The organism is Gemmatimonadales bacterium (assembly GCA_019637315.1).
Lineage (GTDB): Bacteria > Gemmatimonadota > Gemmatimonadetes > Gemmatimonadales > GWC2-71-9 > SHZU01.
The window spans coordinates 21,733-41,364 of the sequence record JAHBVU010000023.1 but is presented as its reverse complement, the minus strand read 5'-3'; the positions used below and the strand labels follow the sequence as shown (position 1 = coordinate 41,364).

Annotated in this window: 20 protein-coding genes; 10 read left to right on the top strand and 10 right to left on the bottom strand. The window is 66.0% G+C overall.

All coding sequences use genetic code 11. From position 1 onward, the window contains the following. Positions 1 to 29: 29 nt before the first annotated feature. Complete coding sequence (locus KF785_15970; protein ID MBX3148261.1) at positions 30 to 866, bottom strand: EamA family transporter; 837 nt, start codon at positions 864 to 866, stop codon at positions 30 to 32. A gap of 236 nt (positions 867 to 1,102) precedes the next feature. Between KF785_15970 and KF785_15965 the strand changes: the two genes are divergently transcribed. The 5 genes from KF785_15965 to KF785_15945 are packed head-to-tail and all read left to right on the top strand — an operon-like array spanning position 1,103 to position 5,462. Beyond that, positions 1,103 to 1,903, top strand: coding sequence for a hypothetical protein (locus KF785_15965; GenBank protein MBX3148260.1), 801 nt, complete (start codon positions 1,103 to 1,105; stop codon positions 1,901 to 1,903). Continuing rightward, positions 1,904 to 3,712 (top strand): fumarate reductase/succinate dehydrogenase flavoprotein subunit, encoded by a 1,809-nt coding sequence (locus KF785_15960; protein MBX3148259.1) that lies wholly within the window; start codon positions 1,904 to 1,906, stop codon positions 3,710 to 3,712. Positions 3,713 to 3,753: 41 nt separating this feature from the next. Continuing rightward, positions 3,754 to 4,509, top strand: coding sequence for a succinate dehydrogenase/fumarate reductase iron-sulfur subunit (locus tag KF785_15955; protein MBX3148258.1), 756 nt, complete (start codon positions 3,754 to 3,756; stop codon positions 4,507 to 4,509). Between the two features lie 11 nt (positions 4,510 to 4,520). Next, entirely contained in the window at positions 4,521 to 5,024 is a 504-nt protein-coding gene (locus tag KF785_15950) for a hypothetical protein (protein MBX3148257.1), read from the top strand. A 15-nt stretch (positions 5,025 to 5,039) separates the two neighbouring features. Continuing rightward, positions 5,040 to 5,462, top strand: coding sequence for a DoxX family protein (locus tag KF785_15945; protein MBX3148256.1), 423 nt, complete (start codon positions 5,040 to 5,042; stop codon positions 5,460 to 5,462). A 56-nt stretch (positions 5,463 to 5,518) separates the two neighbouring features. On the opposite strand, the gene KF785_15940 is transcribed toward KF785_15945, so the two are convergent. Continuing rightward, the gene (locus KF785_15940; GenBank protein ID MBX3148255.1) at positions 5,519 to 5,731 is read right to left on the bottom strand and encodes a heavy-metal-associated domain-containing protein; all 213 of its coding nucleotides are present in this window, start codon (positions 5,729 to 5,731) and stop codon (positions 5,519 to 5,521) included. Between the two features lie 158 nt (positions 5,732 to 5,889). Between KF785_15940 and KF785_15935 the strand changes: the two genes are divergently transcribed. Then, positions 5,890 to 7,377, top strand: coding sequence for a GAF domain-containing protein (locus tag KF785_15935; GenBank protein ID MBX3148254.1), 1,488 nt, complete (start codon positions 5,890 to 5,892; stop codon positions 7,375 to 7,377). Positions 7,378 to 7,386: 9 nt separating this feature from the next. Here KF785_15935 and KF785_15930 read toward each other — a convergent pair whose 3' ends face one another. From KF785_15930 to KF785_15915, 4 genes are all read right to left on the bottom strand, one after another. Continuing rightward, positions 7,387 to 8,094, bottom strand: coding sequence for an SDR family oxidoreductase (locus KF785_15930; protein MBX3148253.1), 708 nt, complete (start codon positions 8,092 to 8,094; stop codon positions 7,387 to 7,389). Positions 8,095 to 8,166: 72 nt separating this feature from the next. Continuing rightward, entirely contained in the window at positions 8,167 to 8,604 is a 438-nt protein-coding gene (locus KF785_15925; protein ID MBX3148252.1) for a hypothetical protein, read from the bottom strand. Positions 8,605 to 8,668: 64 nt separating this feature from the next. Beyond that, complete coding sequence (locus KF785_15920; protein ID MBX3148251.1) at positions 8,669 to 10,954, bottom strand: TonB-dependent receptor; 2,286 nt, start codon at positions 10,952 to 10,954, stop codon at positions 8,669 to 8,671. Between the two features lie 127 nt (positions 10,955 to 11,081). Continuing rightward, positions 11,082 to 11,444 carry a hypothetical protein gene (locus KF785_15915; protein ID MBX3148250.1) on the bottom strand — a complete coding sequence of 121 codons (363 nt, stop codon included), beginning with the start codon at positions 11,442 to 11,444 and terminating at the stop codon, positions 11,082 to 11,084. A gap of 61 nt (positions 11,445 to 11,505) precedes the next feature. Here KF785_15915 and KF785_15910 point away from each other — a divergent pair, with 61 nt between their 5' ends. The 3 genes from KF785_15910 (at position 11,506) to KF785_15900 (ending at position 15,319) form a co-directional block, all read left to right on the top strand. Continuing rightward, positions 11,506 to 12,771 carry a threonine/serine exporter family protein gene (locus KF785_15910; GenBank protein MBX3148249.1) on the top strand — a complete coding sequence of 422 codons (1,266 nt, stop codon included), beginning with the start codon at positions 11,506 to 11,508 and terminating at the stop codon, positions 12,769 to 12,771. 49 nt (positions 12,772 to 12,820) lie between these two features. Next, positions 12,821 to 14,449, top strand: a complete 1,629-nt coding sequence (locus KF785_15905) for a peptide ABC transporter substrate-binding protein (protein ID MBX3148248.1) — start codon at positions 12,821 to 12,823, stop codon at positions 14,447 to 14,449. 114 nt (positions 14,450 to 14,563) lie between these two features. After that, a complete protein-coding gene (locus KF785_15900) occupies positions 14,564 to 15,319 on the top strand; it encodes a hypothetical protein (protein ID MBX3148247.1) in 756 nt (251 codons plus the stop codon). Positions 15,320 to 15,353: 34 nt separating this feature from the next. Here KF785_15900 and KF785_15895 read toward each other — a convergent pair whose 3' ends face one another. From KF785_15895 to KF785_15885, 3 genes are read right to left on the bottom strand one after another with little or no spacing between them, the layout of a single operon-like run. Then, positions 15,354 to 16,007: a hypothetical protein gene (locus KF785_15895; GenBank protein MBX3148246.1), complete on the bottom strand. Its 654-nt coding sequence runs from the start codon at positions 16,005 to 16,007 to the stop codon at positions 15,354 to 15,356. After that, a complete protein-coding gene (locus tag KF785_15890; protein ID MBX3148245.1) occupies positions 15,997 to 16,911 on the bottom strand; it encodes an ABC transporter ATP-binding protein in 915 nt (304 codons plus the stop codon). Before KF785_15890 ends, KF785_15895 begins: the two co-directional genes overlap by 11 nt. Beyond that, complete coding sequence (locus KF785_15885) at positions 16,904 to 17,323, bottom strand: GntR family transcriptional regulator (protein ID MBX3148244.1); 420 nt, start codon at positions 17,321 to 17,323, stop codon at positions 16,904 to 16,906. The genes KF785_15890 and KF785_15885 overlap by 8 nt, the downstream gene beginning before the upstream one ends. A gap of 166 nt (positions 17,324 to 17,489) precedes the next feature. Here KF785_15885 and KF785_15880 point away from each other — a divergent pair, with 166 nt between their 5' ends. Then, the gene (locus tag KF785_15880) at positions 17,490 to 18,557 is read left to right on the top strand and encodes a M23 family metallopeptidase (protein ID MBX3148243.1); all 1,068 of its coding nucleotides are present in this window, start codon (positions 17,490 to 17,492) and stop codon (positions 18,555 to 18,557) included. Positions 18,558 to 18,638: 81 nt separating this feature from the next. On the opposite strand, the gene KF785_15875 is transcribed toward KF785_15880, so the two are convergent. Then, positions 18,639 to 19,622 (bottom strand): ornithine cyclodeaminase family protein, encoded by a 984-nt coding sequence (locus KF785_15875; GenBank protein ID MBX3148242.1) that lies wholly within the window; start codon positions 19,620 to 19,622, stop codon positions 18,639 to 18,641. Positions 19,623 to 19,632 lie beyond the last annotated feature (10 nt).

Genomic DNA, 19,632 nt, shown 5'->3' with positions numbered 1-19,632 from the left:
CTCCCGGCGGTCGCGGGCAGGAGACACACCTACCCGAATCGGAGCGCCATCGACCCAATGGCGATGAGGCACGCCGCTGCGATACGGGCCGACCCGACAGGTTCCTTGAGCACCCACACAGAGATCATCATTGCGAACAGGATCGAGCTCTCGCGCAGGGCGGCGACGACGGGAACGGAAGCGCGTGTCATTGCCCAGAGAGCAAGCCCATACGAGGCAAGCGTTCCGACTCCACCGATCACGCCGAGCTGCCAGTGGCGGGCGGCGTACGCGGCGAACACCGCACGACGAGTGAGCAGCGCCCAGGCCGCGAACGGAACTCCCGTCAACAGACAGAGCCACAGCGTATACGCAGCAGGAGTCTCGGACCGCCTCACCCCGGCTCCGTCGATCAGGGTGTAACCGGCGATCACGACGGCGTTGAACAGGGCGAGCCAGACGCCTCGTGCGTCGCCCCCGCGCCGCACCCCGCCCGTCATGCCGAGGACGCCGGCACAGATCAGGGCGATGCCGAGCCCGGCAGCGATCGAGAGCGACTCCCCCAGTCCGATAACCGTCACACACGTGACCACGAGAGGTGCCAGACCCCGCATCAGCGGGTAGGCCAGGCTCATGTCCGCAATCTGATAGGTGCGCGCAACCAGCACGAAGAAAGCAACCTGGAAGAATACGGACGCGCCCAGGAACGGCCAGCTCGCTCGGGCCGGAATCGGCAGAAATGGCAGGACAACCACCGCGATGAGCGCAGCCGCGACGGTCACGAGTGCCGTGGTCAGCTGTTTATCGGGGGCGCCTTTGACGACGGCATTCCAGGTCGCGTTCAGGGCGGCGGCGGCGAGGACGACGGCAAACACCGAGATCGACATGGCGGCCCACAACCCCGCTGAAATGGTGAGCCGACGCCTGGAATCGGCTTGACGCGAGGCAATCGTAACCCATCTGCCGGCTCCACGGCCAGCCCTTCCTGGGCTGATGCGGACCACCCCCACAACAGCCTGCCCGCTCCTCTAGCCTCACGCGCCGGTTGGAGGTATCCTCAGTGAACACACCGACGTGCCCCAGTCTGTCCAGTTTGCACCATCTGTCCGGGAACTGAATCGCAATGGGATTGGCCACCATTCCCCTGCCGAGACGCCGGTTCGGGGAGACCTTGCGACGCGACCGCTGGTGGGTCGAGCCGCTCATCGTTCTTGTGGTTCTGACGGCCTTCGTCATCTACGCGACGTGGGCCGCTTTCCAGAACGCGCACTACACTCACGGTCCGTATCTCTCGCCCTTCTACGCACCGGAGGTATTCGGCGACTCGCCGCATTCATGGTTCGGGCCCAAGCCGGGGTGGTGGCCAGCATGGCTGCCGTTTTCGCCCGCGCTGATCATCCTTCCGTTTCCCGGCCTGTTTCGCCTCACCTGCTACTACTACCGCGGTTCCTACTACAAGGCCTTCTGGGCCGATCCGCCGGCGTGCACGGTCGGTGAGCCGCGAAAAACCTATTGGGGTGAGCGCAGCTTTCCGCTGATTCTCCAGAACATCCACCGCTACTTCATGATCATTGCCCTGATCTTTCTCGGCCTCTTGAGCTACGATGCCGTGAAAGGCTTCTGGTTCGCCGACGGATCAGGCGGCAACAGCTTCGGCATCGGGATCGGCAGCCTGATCCTGGTTGTCAACGTGATCGCCCTCGGTGGGTATACCCTCGGATGCCACTCGCTCCGTCACGTCGTGGGTGGCTTCCAGCGCCAGTTTTCCAGGCGACCCCTCTTCAAGACCCCGTATGCCTGTGTCTCCTGCTTCAACCGGGCCCATCACCGCTGGGCCTGGGTCAGCCTGATCACCGTGGCGTTTTCGGACCTCTACATCCGGCTCTGCTCGATGGGCATCTGGACCGACTACCGGATTCTCTGAATGTCCTATCAGACTTTCGATCATGACGTGCTGGTCATCGGGGCCGGGGGCGCGGGACTCCGCGCCGCGATCGAGGCCGCCGGCGCCGGGGTTTCGGTTGGCCTGATCTGCAAGTCGCTGCTCGGCAAGGCACACACGGTCATGGCCGAAGGCGGCATGGCCGCGGCAATGGGCAACGTGGACGACCGCGACAACTGGCAGGTCCACTTTACCGACACCCTGCGCGGCGGCCAGTACGTCAACAACTGGCGGATGGCCGAACTGCATGCCAAGGAAGCACCGGCCCGGGTCCGCGAGTTGGAGGCATGGGGGGCGCTCTTCGATCGCACCAAGGACGGGCGTATCCTGCAGCGTAATTTCGGAGGCCACCGGTATCCGCGTCTGGCCCACGTGGGCGACCGAACCGGTCTCGAGATGATCCGCACCTTGCAGGACCACGGCATCCATCAGGGTATCGACGTGCAGATGGAAGTCACCATCGTGAGCCTGTTCCGCCAGCAGGGGCGAATTGCGGGTGCGTTAGGCTACGACCGCCAGCAGGGCGAGTTCCGTCTCTATCGGGCGCCCGCCGTCGTCCTCGCGACGGGGGGTGTCGGGCGGGCCTACCAGATCACGAGCAACAGCTGGGAGTACAGCGGTGATGGTCAGGCCCTTGCCTACCAGGCCGGCGCGGCCTTGCTCGACATGGAGTTCGTGCAGTTCCATCCGACCGGGATGATCTGGCCGCCCTCGGTCAAGGGCATTCTCGTGACCGAAGGCGTGCGCGGCGAAGGCGGGGTGCTGCTCAACAACCAGGGCAAGCGGTTCATGTTCGACGACATCCCGGAGAACTACCACGCCCAGACGGCCGACACGCCCGAGGAGGGGTGGCGCTATACCCAGGGCGACAAGAACGCTCGCCGCCCGCCCGAACTCCTGACCCGCGACCATGTGGCGCGCTGCATCGTCCGGGAGGTGCGGGAAGGTCGCGGCAGCCCGCACGGCGGCGTCTTCCTCGACATCCAGTGGATCAAGGAGCGCCTGCCTAACGCGGCCGAGCATATTCGGAAGAAGCTGCCCAGCATGTACCACCAGTTCAAGCAGCTGGCCGGCATCGACATTACCAGGGAGCCGATGGAAATCGGCCCGACGACCCACTACGTCATGGGCGGCGTGCTGGTCGACGGCGACAGCCAGATGACCACGGTGCCCGGCCTTTTTGCCGCCGGAGAAGCAGCCGCCGGTCTCCACGGCGCCAACCGGCTCGGCGGTAACTCGCTCTCCGACCTGCTGGTCTTCGGCAAGCGGGCGGGCGAGTACGCGGCGCGCTATGCCCGGGAACAGGCTTCGGTTGCTCCGGATGCCGGCGAGGTCGAGGAGCGGATCCGCGAGGCCCTGGCGCCGTTCGACCGCAGCACGGGCGAGAGTCCGTACAAAGTACAGCAGGACCTTCAGGTCATGATGCAGTCCCTCGTGGGAATCGTTCGGCGCGAGGAGGAAATGCTCCGCGCCGTGGACGAGCTGGCGCGGCTCAAGGATCGGGCGGCCGCGGTCGGCGTGCCGGGCGGGCGGGCCTACAACCCTGGGTGGCATACCGCGATCGACCTCAAGAATCTGCTGACCGTGTCGGAAGCGATCGTCCTGTCCGCGCTGGCCCGGAAAGAAAGCCGAGGCGGCCATTTCCGGGACGACTTCCCCGAGAAGCAGGCCGAGTTCGGCAAGCTCAACCATGTCATCACGCAGGCCGCGGACGGGGGCATGAGCCTGGAGCGGCGACCGGTCGCCCCGATGCCTGCTGAGCTGGCAGAGCTGGTCGAGACCTACAAGTAGCCCCGAGCTCCGCCCGAACGGCGAGAGAGGAAGCCACAGGTATGGCAACGGCAACGTTTTCGATCTGGCGAGGAGAATCCGGCACCGGCGAATTGGTGGACTATACCACCGAGGTGTCCGGCGGGATGGTGGTGCTCGACGCGGTCCACCAGATCCAGGCCGATCAGGCAACCGACCTGGCCTGCCGCTGGAACTGCAAGGCGGGCAAGTGCGGCTCCTGTTCCGCTGAAATCAACGGCCAGCCCAAGCTGATGTGTATGACACGCCTGGATCAGCTCGACTTGAGCGAACCGGTGACCGTCGAGCCGATCCGCGCCTTTCCGCACTTGCGGGATCTCGTGACGGATGTAAGCTGGAACTTCGAGGTCAAGAAGAAAATCCCCAGGTTGGCGCCGCGCGCACCGGATGCGCCCGACGGCACCTGGCGGATGTGGCAGGAGGATGTCGACCGGCCGCAGGAGTTCCGGAAATGCATCGAGTGCTTCCTGTGCCAGGATGTCTGCCACGTGCTCCGAGATCACCAGCTGCACGACGAGTTCATCGGGCCGCGTTTCCTGCTATACACGGCCGGCCTCGAAATGAACCCGATCGACACCGGAGACCGTCTCGAGGCCCTGCGCACCCTGCATGGGATCGGGTACTGCAACATCACCAAGTGCTGTACCAAGGTCTGTCCAGAGGAAATCAAGATCACCGATAACGCGATCATTCCGCTCAAAGAGCGGGTCATCGACGAGGCGTTCGACCCGATCGCCAAACTGATCGGGCTGTTCCGGGGGAAGGACGCGTCCAGCTGAAGGAGGCTCTGATGATCGAACTCAAACCGATGACGCCGGGCGGGGTCGGCGCCGCGTTGGCAAAAGCGGAGCGATATCGTCTGCTGAGCGAGCCCGATGCCGCGGAAAGCATCTGTCTCGACGTCCTTGCCATCGAGCCGAGCAATCAGAAAGCCCTGGTGATGCTGCTGCTGGCTCGGACCGACCTGATTGCGCAGGGCATTGCCGGCGGTCTGGGGCGTGCCCGCGAGGTCCTGCCCCAACTGACGAGCGAGTACGAGCGCGCCTACTACGCCGGCATCATCTGCGAACGCCGAGGCCATGCCCAACGGATGAGTCCGAGTCTCACTGCGGCGAGCCTGGCTGCCGACTGGTACCGCGAGGCCATGGACTGGTACGAGAAGGCCGAGCGGCTCCGGCCGGCCGGAAACGACGACGCCGTGATCCGCTGGAACAGCTGCGCCCGGATTCTGAATGCCCACCCCGAGCTCGCCTCCCGGTCCGACGAACCGGCTGAAGTCATGCTCGACGATTGATGGGAGATCATGCCAATGACCGCCTCACCTCCTGCCTTCACAGCCGCCAGCCTCACTGCCCTTCGGGTTGTGGCAGGGCTGGCTTTCGCTTCGCATGGTGCGCAGAAATTGCTGGGCTGGTTCGGCGGCGTCGGGCCCGACGGCGGCACTGCGGAGCTGATGAGTCGCTATGGCATTGCCGGGGTTATCGAACTGGCGGGAGGCCTGCTGATCGCGGCGGGGTTGTTCACCCGTCCGACGGCCTTCATCGCCTCAGGACAGATGGCGGTGGCCTATTTCTGGATCCACTGGGGCTTTGGCAGCAACAGTATTTGGTGGTGGGCCAACCGCGGCGAGCTGGCCATGTTGTTTTGCTTTATCTGGCTCTTCTTCGCGGCGCGAGGCGCCGGCCCGCACAGCCTGGATGCCAGGATGTCGCGAGGACAGGCGACGTCGTGACAATCCTGTAATCGAAGCGGCGCTCGAGCAACCCGAGCGCCGCTTCGAAGGCACCTTCAGGCCGGCACCGGCGTGGCCGGATAACCGGCTTCCTTCACCGCGGCCACGATGGCCGCCTCGCTGGTTACCGCCGGGTCGAACTCGACCTCGGCACGGCCAATTCCCACCGACTTGGTGACGACCCCAGCCTGATCTGCCAGACTGCGATTGACCGCGTTGAGGCAGTGACCGCAGGACATGCCTTCGATATGCAGCGTCAGTAGCGTCATCCAGCAAAGAAAATCACGGATACCTGTCCCGGGCAAGCCACGGCAGGATGCTGCAGACGCCCCCGAGTCCACCGTGTACCACTACCCTAAACTATTTTGCAGCAACATGTTACAATCCGGGCCATGAGGCATGGGTCCTGCAGCACCCGCAAACGGCCATGAGCAACGATCCGACCCCCTCCGCGGGAACTCTCCTGGTTCCCGTCCTCGACCTGACTGCCGGCACCCCGGACCCGGTGGCGGTCGCGTCGTGGCACATGGCGCTGTCCAATCTCGTGGCCGCCGAGATCCCGCATCAGCTCTTTGGACTCTGGGTCTTTCCCGAGCGCGGTGGAGCCATTCTGCTCGGACCTGACGCGCTGGCGCAGGACCGACTGGCCGTACCGTTGCCCGACCCGCATTTGACCCAGGATCAGCTGTTTGAACTCGAGAGCACGCTCAGGCGGGCCAAGTACGCCAGTGCGGCGGCGGTGCCGGTCCGCTCCGGCGGGCGCGATGTCGGGCTGATCCTGGTGGGCACCTTCGACGCCGGCAGCTACGGGGCGCCCGCAGCCCGCCTGCTCCGCCAGCTGGCCGATCGACTGGCATCGTCGCTTGCTGCGCTTGGCGCGACCATGGTCGCGCCTGTGGAGCCGGTCGCGCCGGTCGAGGACGACCTCGTCTCCGCGCTGCTCGGCCTCGCCGGCGATGCCCCGACCGGACCGGAACTGGTCCGCCGACTGTCCGGTCTGCTGCACCCCCACCTGCCCCACGATCGACTCGAGATCCTGGCCTTTGCCAACGGCGCCAAGACGGCGGTGCCCCTGTCCGGGACGGGCGGACGCCGCCGCTGGGGTTCTCCCACGAACACCTGGCAGGACGTGGTCGCCTTGCTCAGCGAGTGCATGGGGTCGGCTCCGGCCGGCTCGATTGCGAACCTGGCGGCCGAAGCGCCGGGGCTCTCGCTGCCGGGCGGCAGCGGCGGCCCCAGTCGGATCGGCTCGGTGCTGGGCGCGCGGCTATCGCTCGGCGGTGAGGTCATCGGCATGATCGTGCTGGGGCATGCCGCTCAGTCGCTCTACCGCGATCGGGACGAAGCCCTGGCCCTCCAGGCCGCTCGCATCGTGGCGCCGCGAGTCGCAGCCTTCCGGCTCGAGTCCGAAGCCCAGGGCCTCCGCGGTCAGCTCGAGGTCCTTCAGGCCCCGTCACTGCCAGTGCTGCGCGCGGCGGAGGCGCTGGCGGCCACGGCACACCTTGGCGAGGCCCTGCACAAGTTCGCGGTCGAGGTGGCGGAGTTGATCCCCCACGAGGGTCTGCGGTTCGAGCTCCGGATCGCGGAGACCGAGTACGTCGAACTCAGCCCGGACGTGATCCGCCCGCTGCCCGACCTGCCGGTTCGTCAGATTGCGGAATCGGGAGCACGCAGCGTGCTCGAAGACGAGCGTCCGTGGACCCTGATACAGGGAACCGATCGTGAAGGACTCGCCGTTGCGCTGCGCGTGGCCGGGCGGGTCATTGGCGCACTGGTACTCGAAGCTGACCGCTTTACCGGAGCGCGCAATGCCGCCGCCGTGGCACAGCAGTTCGCGGCGGTGGCCGCTCCACACCTCGAACTGATCCGACGCGGCACGACCACCCGCTATTCGACCCTGACCCGGCGGAGCTGAGCGGTACGGTCAGGGATTGGCGGGGCGGATCTCGATTTCGTTGATCAGGGCGCGGCGCGGCAACTGCAACGCATCGACCACCGCCGCCGCCACATCCGCAGGGCGCAGGATCCGATCGAAGTTGGGCTTGAGGGTGTTCTGATCCCGGAGCAGCGCGGTATCGACACTGCCAGGGCAGACCGTCACCACCCTGATCCCATCCTTCCGCACTTCAGCCATCAGCGACCGACTGAAGCCGACCACGGCGTGCTTGGACGCGCTGTACGCCGCGCCATTGGAGAGGCCGTTCTTTCCGGCAAGGCTCGCCACGTTGACGATATCGCCCTGCTGCTTGGCGCGCATGCCGGGCAACACCGCTTTACACAGCAGAAACAGACTCCGCACGTTGACGGCAAAGGTCCGATCCCACTCCTCCAGCGAGAAGTCGTCGATGGGACCCAGGATGCCGATCCCGGCATTGTTGACGAGCACGTCGACCGGGCCGAGTTCACGCTCGGTGTGTTCGACCAGACGGGCAACGGCGGCAGGGTCGGAAACATCGGCCGCAAACCCCGTCGCCCGGTGACCATCGGCCGTCAGCTCGGCCAGGACCTCCCGGAGCCGGGATTCGGTTCGAGCCGTAATGGCCACGGAGTAGCCGCCCTGGCAGAGGGCTTCGGCGATGGCGCGTCCAATGCCTTCTGTGGCACCGGTGACGAGAGCGACGGGAGAGGTCATCCTCGAAATGTGAAACCGGCGGGGGCTCGAGAGAAGCCCCCGCCGGTTCCGAACTGCCGTCTGGGCTCCTGACTACTGAACCACGACGGAAACGGAGCAGGGCCCGAAATCCGTGTGCTGCTCCTCGATGTGGAACAGGGCAAAGCTGATGCTGGCCGTGCCCGGGGTTCCGCCACTCAGCGTCCCGCCAAAGGCGCCAGACCTGGTGAAGCGGCCTGCCGGCTCGACATTGAGGCGGAACTCGTTGGCATCCAAGGTGAGCAGGTCACCATCGTGGTCCAGGAAGGTCGCGGTGACCGTCGCGCCGGTGGTCGGGATGGTGACGGAGTTGACGGATGGTGTACAAGTCGCCCCGGTGAAGTTGACCGTGGTGCCGCCGATGACGACCCGCATGGTTTCCACTTCGGGTTCGTGATCATGATCGTCGTCATTTCCGCAGCCGGCGACAAACGCCAACCCGACCAACGCACTCGCGGCAAGGCCGCGACGAACCAACAACCCTATTCCCATGATACGCCTCCTTCAGGATCGAATGATCCGCCCCGTTCGGAACAGATCCGTGAGTACTCAGGTTTCAAAACGTGAAGCGATACAACAGACTGACGTTGCGCCCCGGTTGGGGCTCGATCTCTTTGATGCGCGACAGGTGGTCGTAGTACTCCGCATTGGTCAGGTTGTCGACCCGCAGCGTCAGGGTGTGAAACTGACCGCCGATCAGCAGGCGCACGCCCGCATGAAGCTCGCCGACCACGGCGCCGGCCGTTTCGCTTTCGAAGTCACCCAGGCGCGACTGGCGCGCCGTCCACCGTGCGCCAACGCCCGCGAAATACTGCGGCCGCTCATAGCGCAGTTCCGCATTCCCGAAGAACGGGGGGATCAGCGGCGGATATCCTGACGCTGCCACGAACGACGTGTCGGGCGGATCGAGGCTGATGATCGGAATCGGAGCGCGATCGGAGGTGAACCTGGCCGCGACATACGACATCGTCGTTTCGAAGACCAGCCGACGGGACAATCCGAGGCTGAAGGACCCTTCGAAGCCCTGAAAGACCGCAGCCTCGTTGGTGAACTGAAAGAGCGGGCGACCGCCTTGTCGCCCGATGACCGCACGACCTCGGCTCGACGGGAAGATGTAGTTGTCGAGCTGGTTGCGAAACGCGGCGACTTCGACCCGAACCGAGGCCCGGTCGAGTCGCACGAAGCCGTCGAGTCCGAGCCCGGTTTCCTCGACCAGGCGCGGATCACCGACGTCGTAGGAGTTGGCCGCCAGGTGCGGACCGTTGGAGTAGAGCTCGTTGAAATCCGGCGTCCGATACGCGCGGGCCACGCTCCCGCCGATGGCCAGTCCGCCGCCCAGGTCGTAGATGGCGCCAACCGACCCCGAGAAGGCGCCAAAGGACCGCGACACCGCCTCGACCTGCTCCCCTTCGATCTGAAAGACGGAGCGCTGGCGCGGATCGTAATGCGCAAAGTCGAATCGGAGCCCGCCCTGCAGCCGTAGCGGTCCGTCGCCGTACTCCTGCACGGCAAACGCCGACAGCGAATAGTCTGCCGTGGCCGGTGTGCGCAGTGTGCCGCCAGTTCGAATGAACCGATAGTGTCCGCCGATTCCGACCGCACCGCTGGTTGCCCCCAGCACCCCGCGGTGGCGCGCGGTCAGCGTGCCGTTCAGGAATGACTGGCGGAAGCGGGTCCCGACAGAGCCGTTCGACTCGTACTCGGTGTGGCGATAGAAGGTGCCGCCGATGTTGGCACGGATACTTTCCAGGCGGCCGTCGGTCGGATGCAGATCGATCGTCGAGCGGATGGTGTGGCGCTGCATCGCGACGTTGACGCCTTCCGGGTGTCCGCCAACGAAGCCACCTGGAATACCATAGTCGTTGTCGAAGTAGCGGTACGACACACCGGCATACCCGGTCGGCGCCACGTAGGATGCACCGCCGGAAAGATCAACGGTGGTGACACCAGTGTTGATGAGGCGACCCTTGGGCGTCCGGGTATCTCCGGCGCCGCGCACGGTTCCCTCGCCTCGGACCACCAGCGGGCCCAGGCTGGACACCGCGTAGCCGCCCAGCGTGGCGCCCCGATTGACCGAGCTGGCCTGCGCCGAAATGGCACCGTGAATCGCATCGGGGCGCGAAGCGGGCACATCTTCTCGAATCACGTTGACGACGCCGCCAAGCGCGCTCGAGCCGTAGAGCAGCGACATCGGCCCTCGAACGACTTCGATCCGCTGAGCAGTCAGCGGGTCGACCGTCACCGCATGATCGGCTGAGGTCGAGGCAAGGTCGCCGGGTCGGATCCCGTCCTGCAGCATGACGACACGATCACCACTCAAGCCGCGAATCACCGGCTGCGAAGTGGCCGGACCGAGGCCGGTCGCGGCCACCCCCGGTTCATGCCGGAGCGACCCGGCCACCGTGGCATCGAGCTGGCGATCGAGCGCTGCACCCGCCACCACGGACGTCGGGCTGACCACTTCACTGCGGGCTCGGGGGGCGATGGTACCCGTGGTGACGATCTCTTCAAGCCGCAGGACCGCCGGCGACAGCGTGACATCGAGCCGGACCGTATCACCGGGCGTGATGGTGACGGTGGTGAAGAACGCCTGATAGCCGATCGCCGTGATCGCCACCCTTTGCGTACCAACCGGCACCGCCGGCAGGATGAACGACCCGTCCGCATGGGTCGTTTCGCTCAGGTGCCGATCGAGCAGTCGGACCAACGCCGCCTGCAGGCCCCCACCACCAGCCGCGACAACCGTGCCCCTCAAGGCCCCGGTATTCGGGGTCTGAGAGACTAAGTCACCGCTGCCAACGAGCAGCAGGCTGCCGACGATCAACCACCGAGTTACAACCATTCCCAGCTTCCTCTGGACACCAGCAGCTGCAGCAACCGCGGCTACAGCATCTCAACGCAAAACGACGTGTCCAACGTCGAGACGTCAGGGCTCCGACCGTAGCGGCCGAAGCTATCTCATTCTGGAATCAGGAAACGGCTGGTGGTGCGCGGGGCCCGCTGGCGCCGAGCAAAATCGGCGAGGTAGGCAGATGGGTCTCTTCGAGTGGAACAACGCGGCTGGACGCAGCTTCGTGAGCCAGGGGCAGCAGAACGACCGCAAAGGTCGGCTGCACCGGAGTCGAACAGAGGGCACACCCGTCGTCGAGGTGGCCCCCGACCGGTGCCGTCGGCAGATCCGCCGCTGCCACGGACATACGTTCCTGATCCACGCCCCGGGCGAGATGCCACGCCGAAACCGCCAGCCCCGTTCCGAAGAACAGGAGCAGGGCAGCCGCCACCGGACTGGTGAACTGGCGAAGCCGCGCGACGGGGTTGAGGCAGAACCGCATGAAAATGACGATACCCCACTGATACAGGAAAATCAACGAGGGGCGTGATTAGTTTCCGCCCATGGCCACCGGCGAATTTCGCGTCAGAACAGGCGAGCACCGTCTCAGCACCGGCGAGTACCGAATCAATGCCGATGCCCGGATTCCGTTCATCATGGACCTGGCCCTGGCGCTGCAGGACGCCGGATATTCGACACACCGGCTGGAAGAAGCCCTGACTGCGATGAGCGATCGGCTGGGGCTCACCGGTCAGTACTTCGTGACGCCGACCTCGATCTTTGCCTCGTTCGGTTCGGGCATCACCCAGTCGACCTATATGATGCGCACAGCACCCCGGCCACAAAACCTGGGGCAGCTGGCCCGAGTCACGGCCGTCGCGCGGGGTGTGCTGTCAGGTGAGGTCGCGGTAGCCGAAGGCATGAAGCAGCTGATGGCCGTCTCGGTCGTGCCCGACCCAAAGCCCTTGACCATGATCATCGGCCACGGACTCGCCTCCGCGGCGGCCGCCCGATTCCTGGGCGGCGCTTGGCCGGAGATGGGGATGGCGGCGCTGGGCGGCCTCGGAATCGGGGCCCTGGCAACCACGGCGGCCCGCCTGCCGAATGTCGCACGGGTTTACGAGTTCCTGGCCGCCTTCCTCTGCTCGGCGGCCATGACGCTGCTTGGTGCGCTGATTGGCGGCTACTCGGTCTGGCTCGCCACGCTGGCCGGGTTGATCGTACTGATTCCCGGCCTGACCCTGACCACGGCCATTACCGAGCTGGCCACCTCGCATCTCACCGCCGGGACGACCCGGATGGCGGGCGCGTTCATGACGTTCATCGGCATCGGGTTCGGGGTTGCGCTCGGCCACAAGGTGGCGGTGCTGGCGGTCGGTCCGGTTGCGGCCGTGGTGCCTGGTGCGATGCCGGTCCTGGTCAACTGGCTGGCCCTGGGCGTCATCGCGATTGCATTCTCCCTGCTGCTGCGCGCCGACCGGGGCGACATCGGCTGGATCCTGTTGTCGGCGGTGCTCGCCTTCGTTTCGACGAGGCTGGGCGGGTCGATCCTCGGACCGGAAATGGGTGTCTTCCTGGGCGCCCTGGCTGTGGGACTGGGGAGCAACCTGTTCTATCGGATCACCCGGCGGCCCGCAGCGATTACGATGGTACCCGGACTCCTGACGCTGGTACCCGGAAGCATCGGATTCCGCAGCATCTCTGCGCTGCTCGACAGTCAGATCGTGGCGGGCATCGACACAGCGTTCAGCATGGTGCTGACCGCCGTGTCGCTGGTGGCCGGTCTGCTGACCTCGGCGGCGATCTATCCTGAAGAACGATTTGCGTAACGGGCCGGCATTCCTCATGGTACGGTCGGGCAATCCGATACTCGGGGGTATGAACCACACCGCTGCACGACTCGAGACCATCGAGCGCCGCCCCGCCCCGGGTCCTGCCCGATACCGCGTCATGCTGTCGCTCGCCGTCGTTGTCGCACTGACGGCCTGCCGCGCGCGCGGCGACGATCAGGACCTCGTGATTGCCGCGACCGGCGAACCGACGACCCTGCTGCCGCCGCTGGTCGCGGATGCCGCCGGCCGGGATGTCTCCGATCTCATCTACGAACCGCTCGCCTCGCTCAGCGTCGGTGGATCTCCCTACGACTCGACCGCCCTCGAGCCCGGCCTGGCTGCCAGCTGGAGCCGAGTCGACTCGGTAACCTGGCGGTTCTCACTGCGCCCGAACGCCAAATGGCATGACGGCACACCAGTCACCGCCGAGGACGTGGTCTTCTCGTTTGCCGCGTATACGGACACGAGCCTGGGCGCACCGGGAATCGCGCTCATGGATGCGCAGGTATCGTCAGACGGCCCGCGCGGTGTCCTGGTCCGGTTTCCCCGCCCGTCACCGGACCAGCTCTACGACGCTGCCACTACCATCCGCGTGCTACCCCGACACCTGTGGGGTTCGCTGCCGACAGGCAGCTGGGCAGGCGACTCCAGCCTGAGTCGACTGATCGGATCCGGCGCCTATCGGCTGGCTGAGTGGCGACGGGGCCAGTCCCTGATTCTCGAGCGGGTCCGCGGTACCAGCTTTCGGAGAATTGCCTGGCGCTATGCGGCCGATCAGGAGGCCGCCCTCAACCTGACCTTGTCGGGTGAAGCCGATCTGCTCGAGACCGTGACCAGTCCCTCCGCACGGCAGCGCGCCCGAGCCGCCACGAGCCTGCAACTGGTGGCATATCCTTCGGCGGTGTACGGCTTCCTGGGCTTTCGACTGGCTGACCCCGCGGGACGGGCTCACCCGGTGCTCACGGATCGAGGCGTTCGCCAGGCTCTGACACACGCGATCGACCGCCGAGCCCTGGTTGCAGCGGTCATCGGCGACGATGCCGTGGTCCCTCCCGGGCCACTCTCGCGCGCGGCCTGGATCTGGAACGACAGCATTCGCACCCTGGGCTACGACCTCGAACGAGCCGGCGCGCTCTTGGATGGGGCCGGCTGGACGCGTGGGGCGGACGGAATGCGGCGGCGGAGCCGTCAGCCTCTCACGATCGACATCCTGGTTCCCTCCACCAGTTCGGCCCGACGCCAGCTTGCCGAAGGCATCCAGCAGATGTGGCGACAGGCGGGGGTCAGGGCAACCATCACGGCCGTCGACTTTCCCATCTTCCAGGAACGGCTCGCCACCGGGCGATTCGAAGCGATGATCGGCGCCTGGCTCGACGAGCCCAAACCGACCGGGCTGGTCGACCAGTGGACCGCCGCCGGCATCGGTCGCCTCAACCACGGGCGCTACCAGAACCCGGCGTTCGATGGGCTCGTCGCGCGGGCGCTCGCCGCGGCAACGCCAGGCGCGAGTCGCGCACTCTGGCGGGAGGCGATGGACACGCTCAACCTCGACGCCCCCGCAGTCTTCCTCTACACCCCGACCAATGTGATGATCGCATCCGGTCGACTCCGCGACATCACGATCGATCCGTACTCCTGGCTGCATCGCGTTGCCAGCTGGACCAAAGGCCCCTGAAAACGATCGATCGACATCACTAAAATCGACCGGCATGATCCCGTAGGGCCATTCGGCCCTCTTGCCGAATCCGCGCCGCTGAATACTCTCCTCTCGTGCTTGCTTGGGGGAGCCATGTTTACGCACGAACTGACGTATCTCGAGCCGCCGTACGCCGACGATGTTCCCTTGCTGGGCAAGCCGGCCGCACCGGGATCGATTGCCGTGGTCAGGATCGCGACGGGCCACGCCGGCAGCCGGGGCCCTTCACTGGTCGACGTCCTCGAACGGACGCCGTGGGCGGTACCCTGCCTCGTCCTGGCGCCGGCTTCCATCTCGGCTGGCCTGCTCCAGCACCTGTTCGCCTTACCGGGACAGCCCGCCTTCCTGACCGTGACCGAACCGATGGCGCCGATCCCGCCCGCGGTGCTGCTCGCGGCGGCACGCGGTCGGCCGGCTCCGACACCCTCGTTTCTGGCGAGCTATGCCGTCCGACGCACCGGTTCCGTCCGGCTCGGCCAGACCTTGAGCCAGATCTGGGGCCCGGCCCATGGCATCCCGTCGTCGACACCCGACCGGACTCTGCGCTACCAGCTGCACCAGCTCGGCGACCTGGGGCGATACGACTGGACCTGCATCGAGCGCCTGGTGCGCATAAAGGGACAGCCTCACAACTGGTCGGTCGAGCGGCAGGCGCAGTTTGCCGGCACCGAGGCGCGGACGATGCGCAGCTGGGTATCCCGCTATCTCGGGGTTTCGCTCAAGACCTACCGGAGTCTGGTTGGGTGGGAGTGGATCATGGAGCTGACGCTCAGGCGGGGCGGGTTCCAGCTGGTCACACCCCAGCCTGGCCTGGCGCCACTCCACCGCGCCATGGCGATGAGCGCCTGAGGAGATCGACGGACGGACCTCCGCGGCTCCGCCGTCAGAGATCTCGCCGCTGGACGGACCGCACCGCGCCTTCGATCAGCAGGCCCGCCAGCACCAGCGCGATCACGGCACCAAGGGCCGTTGGTCCGCCCGCCTTGCCGTTCAGCACCGGCTGCCAGATCTGGACGGCCGGCCAGCCAAACAGCGCCGCGAACATCACCCCCATGGTAGCGTAGACCTGCCAGAGCTGGTCCAGCCAGGCCGAGCACAGGGTGGACAGTCCAAACCCGACAGCCGCAACCGACCAGACCGCCATACCATAGCCCAGGTACGCACCAGCAGGCACCGTTGCGCCAACACCAGGGGCAAAGAGCCGATAGGCCAGCAAGGTCAAACCGACCAGCGCCGTCATGCCAAGCAATCCGACCGCCACCCTGGTCAGTACCAGGCGACGGCGGGTAATCGGCAAGGAGAGCGTGAACAGCATGGACGGGTCGATCGCCACCAGCGGTCGGTAGGAGGTTCGAGTCCCGAGGCCGGTGCCCGCTACGATGATCGCGTTGACGACCGCTCCGAGTGGAACCGCGCCACCGAGCAGCCCGTGCCAGGCCTCCGCCGGGCTGTCCAGTAGAAGCGACGCGATCCCGATGTCGAGCACGAGCATCAGGACGATCCACCAGCGCGTCTCGACCCAGGCTTTACGCCACATCGGCCCTCCGGGTCAGGCCGAGAAACAGGTCGCGGAGGGTCACCGGGAGGGTTTCGATCGAGGCCGCCCCGGCGTAGCGGCGGGCCCGATCGATCACCAGCTCCGCGCTGCCATCGACGAGCAGCGTTACCACCCGCCCCGACTGATCGACCGCGAGCACCCCGGGTTCCGAGCGGAGCCCGGCAACGGCCGAGCTCTCGCCGTCGAGCACGATGCGCACTCGGCGGACCCGCATTCGCAGGTCATCGAGCCCCGCTTCGAGGCGCGCCTGGCCGCGATCGACGATGACGACCCGGTCGGCCACCCGCTCGACCTCCGCCAACTGATGCGACGATACCAGTACGGTCAGACCGTCCTGCGCCACCAGACCGATCAGTGTCTCGAGCACCAGTTCCGCAGCCACCGGGTCGAGGCCGTCAGTCGGCTCATCCAGCACCAGCAGGTCGGCGCCTCGACAGCAGGCAAGCAGCAGCGACAGCTTGGTGCGCATACCCTTGGAGAGGGTGGACACCTTGGCGTCGGGACGCAGGGCAAAACTGCCCCGCAGCTGCCGTTCGAGATCAGGCCGCCACGAGGGATACAGTCCCCGGGTCAGGCGGATCATCTGATCGACCGAAAAGTGCGGGTAGAGATCCTTGGTTTCACTGACGTACCCGGTCCGCTGCCGAATCCGGACGCTCTCAGCCTCGACGTCGATCCGATGCCCGAAGACATGACCCGTGCCCCCGTCCGGTCGGGCCATCCCGAGCAACAGTTTGAGTGCCGTGGTTTTGCCCGCACCGTTGGGACCGAGCAAGCCGGTCACGCTGCCGCGAGGCACCGTCAGGGACAATCCGTCGAGAGCCTGGATCGGGCCGTGACGCTTGGTGAGATCGCGCAGCACCACCGTGTCGGCGTCACTCACGATGGTCGCCCGATGGATGGACCGCCGGATGATGGGGACTCTGGCGATTGAGCTCACTCTCGAGGATCCGCCGCAACTCGGCGTCCGTCACGCCGGAGCTGCGCAGCTGGTCGACCAGGGCTCGGACCTGTTCGCTGGCCTCCGAGAGCAGGACAACCCGATCACGCTGAACCGGGGTCTGTGCTACGAAGGCACCCGCACCATGCCGCAGCTCGATCCAGCCGGCGTGTTCGAGCTCGCGGTAGGCCTTGGCCACCGTATTCGGATTGATCACCAGGTCCTCAGCCACTCGGCGCATGCCGGGGAGTTGATCGCCGGGAGCGAGGAGGCCGGTGGCAACAGCGTGCTTGACCTGCTCGATCAGCTGCAGGTACACCGGCACACCGGATGAAGGATTCGGTGGAGTGAACACTTGACTAGTGTACTAGTACTGTAGTACTCTTGTCAAGACTTCTGACGCGAGCTTCTCCGAGCATATGGGCGCATTCCCTGGTCGTTCCGGGATCCTGACCGGCCTGATAATCGTTCCGCAAATAATTGTAGCACAACAAGTTACAAGGACGCCAGTCGACGCCGTCGTGCCCCTCCTTCCCGCCGCGGTTACCGCACTCGGCCGGACCCATTGGGTCTACGAACTGCACCTGACCAATCAGGGCGCCACCCCCCTCGTTCTCAATGAGGTCGGAATCGAGAACAGCTCTGGTGCGGTACTCGATCGCTGGGCCGATGCCGCCCTGTCAGCCCGGTTTCTCGTCACCGGCCCGCCCGGACCTCGCGCAGCAAGCGCGACGATTCCCGCCGGACGGCGGGGCGTCGTCTTCGTCTGGCTCTCGCCGAAAGAGGCCGCCTCCACCGGCACCACCCTGGTACATCGGCTGGTGTTCTCCTCCGAAGCTGGCACGGCTCGCGATACGCTGGTGCTGCCGGGCGTGCCGCTGCCCGACGAAAAGGCCGAGCGGATTGCCTCACCGGTGCGCGGCGGGCCGTGGGTTACGTTGCGCGGCCCGTCCAACACGTCCGGACATCGGACCGGCCTGGTCACGGTTGGCGGGGCCACCCGCGTACCGCAACGGTTCGCGATCGACTATGCCAAGCTCGGGCCCGATGGCCGCATGTTCGGCGCCGACTCGACCCGCAACGAATCGTGGTACGGCTATGCCGACTCGATATTATCCGCGACCGATGGTGAGGTCGTGCTGGTTCGGGACGGCATCGGCGACAATGTGCCCCTGTCCGGACGGATGGCGACCGCCATCGACGCAATCACGGCTCCGGGCAACCTGGTCTCGATTCGAACCGGCAACGGCCACTACGCCAGCTACAGTCACATCAAGGCCGGCTCGATCCAGGTCAAACCCGGCGACCGAGTTACCCGCGGTCAGTTCCTCGGCCTGATCGGCAATTCGGGTAACAGTGGCGGCCCGCACCTGCATTTCCAGATCTCGGCTGCTGCGGAGGTGCTCTTCGGAGAAGGATTGCCCTTCGTGTTCGAGGAGTTCCGCCTGCTGGGTCGGATCCCATCCATGGGGAGCGCGGTGGCCGGGCAGCCTTGGACGCCGAACGCCGCGCAGCCGGCCCGCGATGTCCGGGGGGAAATACCGCTCGAGAACATGGTGATCTCTATTCCTGCAGCTCCGCGACGGTAGTCAACGCAAGGGCGCCCGGACTGACTCAGCCCGGGCGCCGCACCTCGATTTGCTTACGGATCCGTCGCAGCAGACCTCGAGCTACCAGTCGACCACCTGCCCCACACCACGCCGCTCAGCCTCGTGCAGGATGTGATCGGCCGAGACGAGATCCTCAGCCACCATGCCGAGTGACTTGAAGAGGGTGATCTCCTCGTCGCTGGAACGCCCGGCCACCTTACCCGTCAGCACGTCGCCGATGGTGCCACGAATGTGGTCGTCGGTAATGGCGCCAGCTGCCTTGGCGCGCCGGATATCGCCGCCGAGCGCCAGGGCGCTGTCCTTGAAGTCGACGTACAGATGGGTCCGCGCCACGGTCTCGACGTCGATTTCCGCGGTCGTCGGCACACTCGAGCCCACCACGTTGAGGTGCTGGCCCGGTCGGAGCCAAGCCGCTTCGTAGTAGGGCTCTTTGGCCGCGGTCGTGGTGCACAGCACGTCCGCACCTACCGCTGCTTCCTCCGCCGTCTTGACCGGCACGATTTCCAGGCTGTGGTGCTTCGCCTGCTCGGCGCAGAAGGCTCGGGTCCGCTCGAAGTCACGACCCCAGACCAGGGCCCGCTCGAACCTGCGGACCTGGGTCACCGCCTCGAGGTGGGTATGCGCCTGCTCGCCGTAGCCGAAGATGGCCAGCGTCTTGACGTCCTTCCGGGCCAGCGCATCGGTGGCCACGGCCGTCGCGGCGGCGGTACGGATCGCGGTAATCTCGCGGCCATCGAGAATCGCCTTGGGAGCGCCGTGCTCGGTCTCGAACAGCATCACGAAACCCTGATGCGACCCGAAGTTGGTGCCGAAGTTCCCCGGAAAGACCGACATCACCTTGATGCCGAGCCATTCTGGTTTGGCGGTGTAGCCGGGCATCATGCTCAGGAGCCCCTTCTGGCTCGGAATGAACATGGCCTGACGAATCGGCTGAATCGTGTCGCCGGTGGCAACGAGACTCATGGCCTGGCGCATCGCATCGATGCACGCGCCCATCGGCAGCAGCTCGCGGACGGCGCCCGCGTTGAGAAGTCTGATCTGCATTATCTATCCT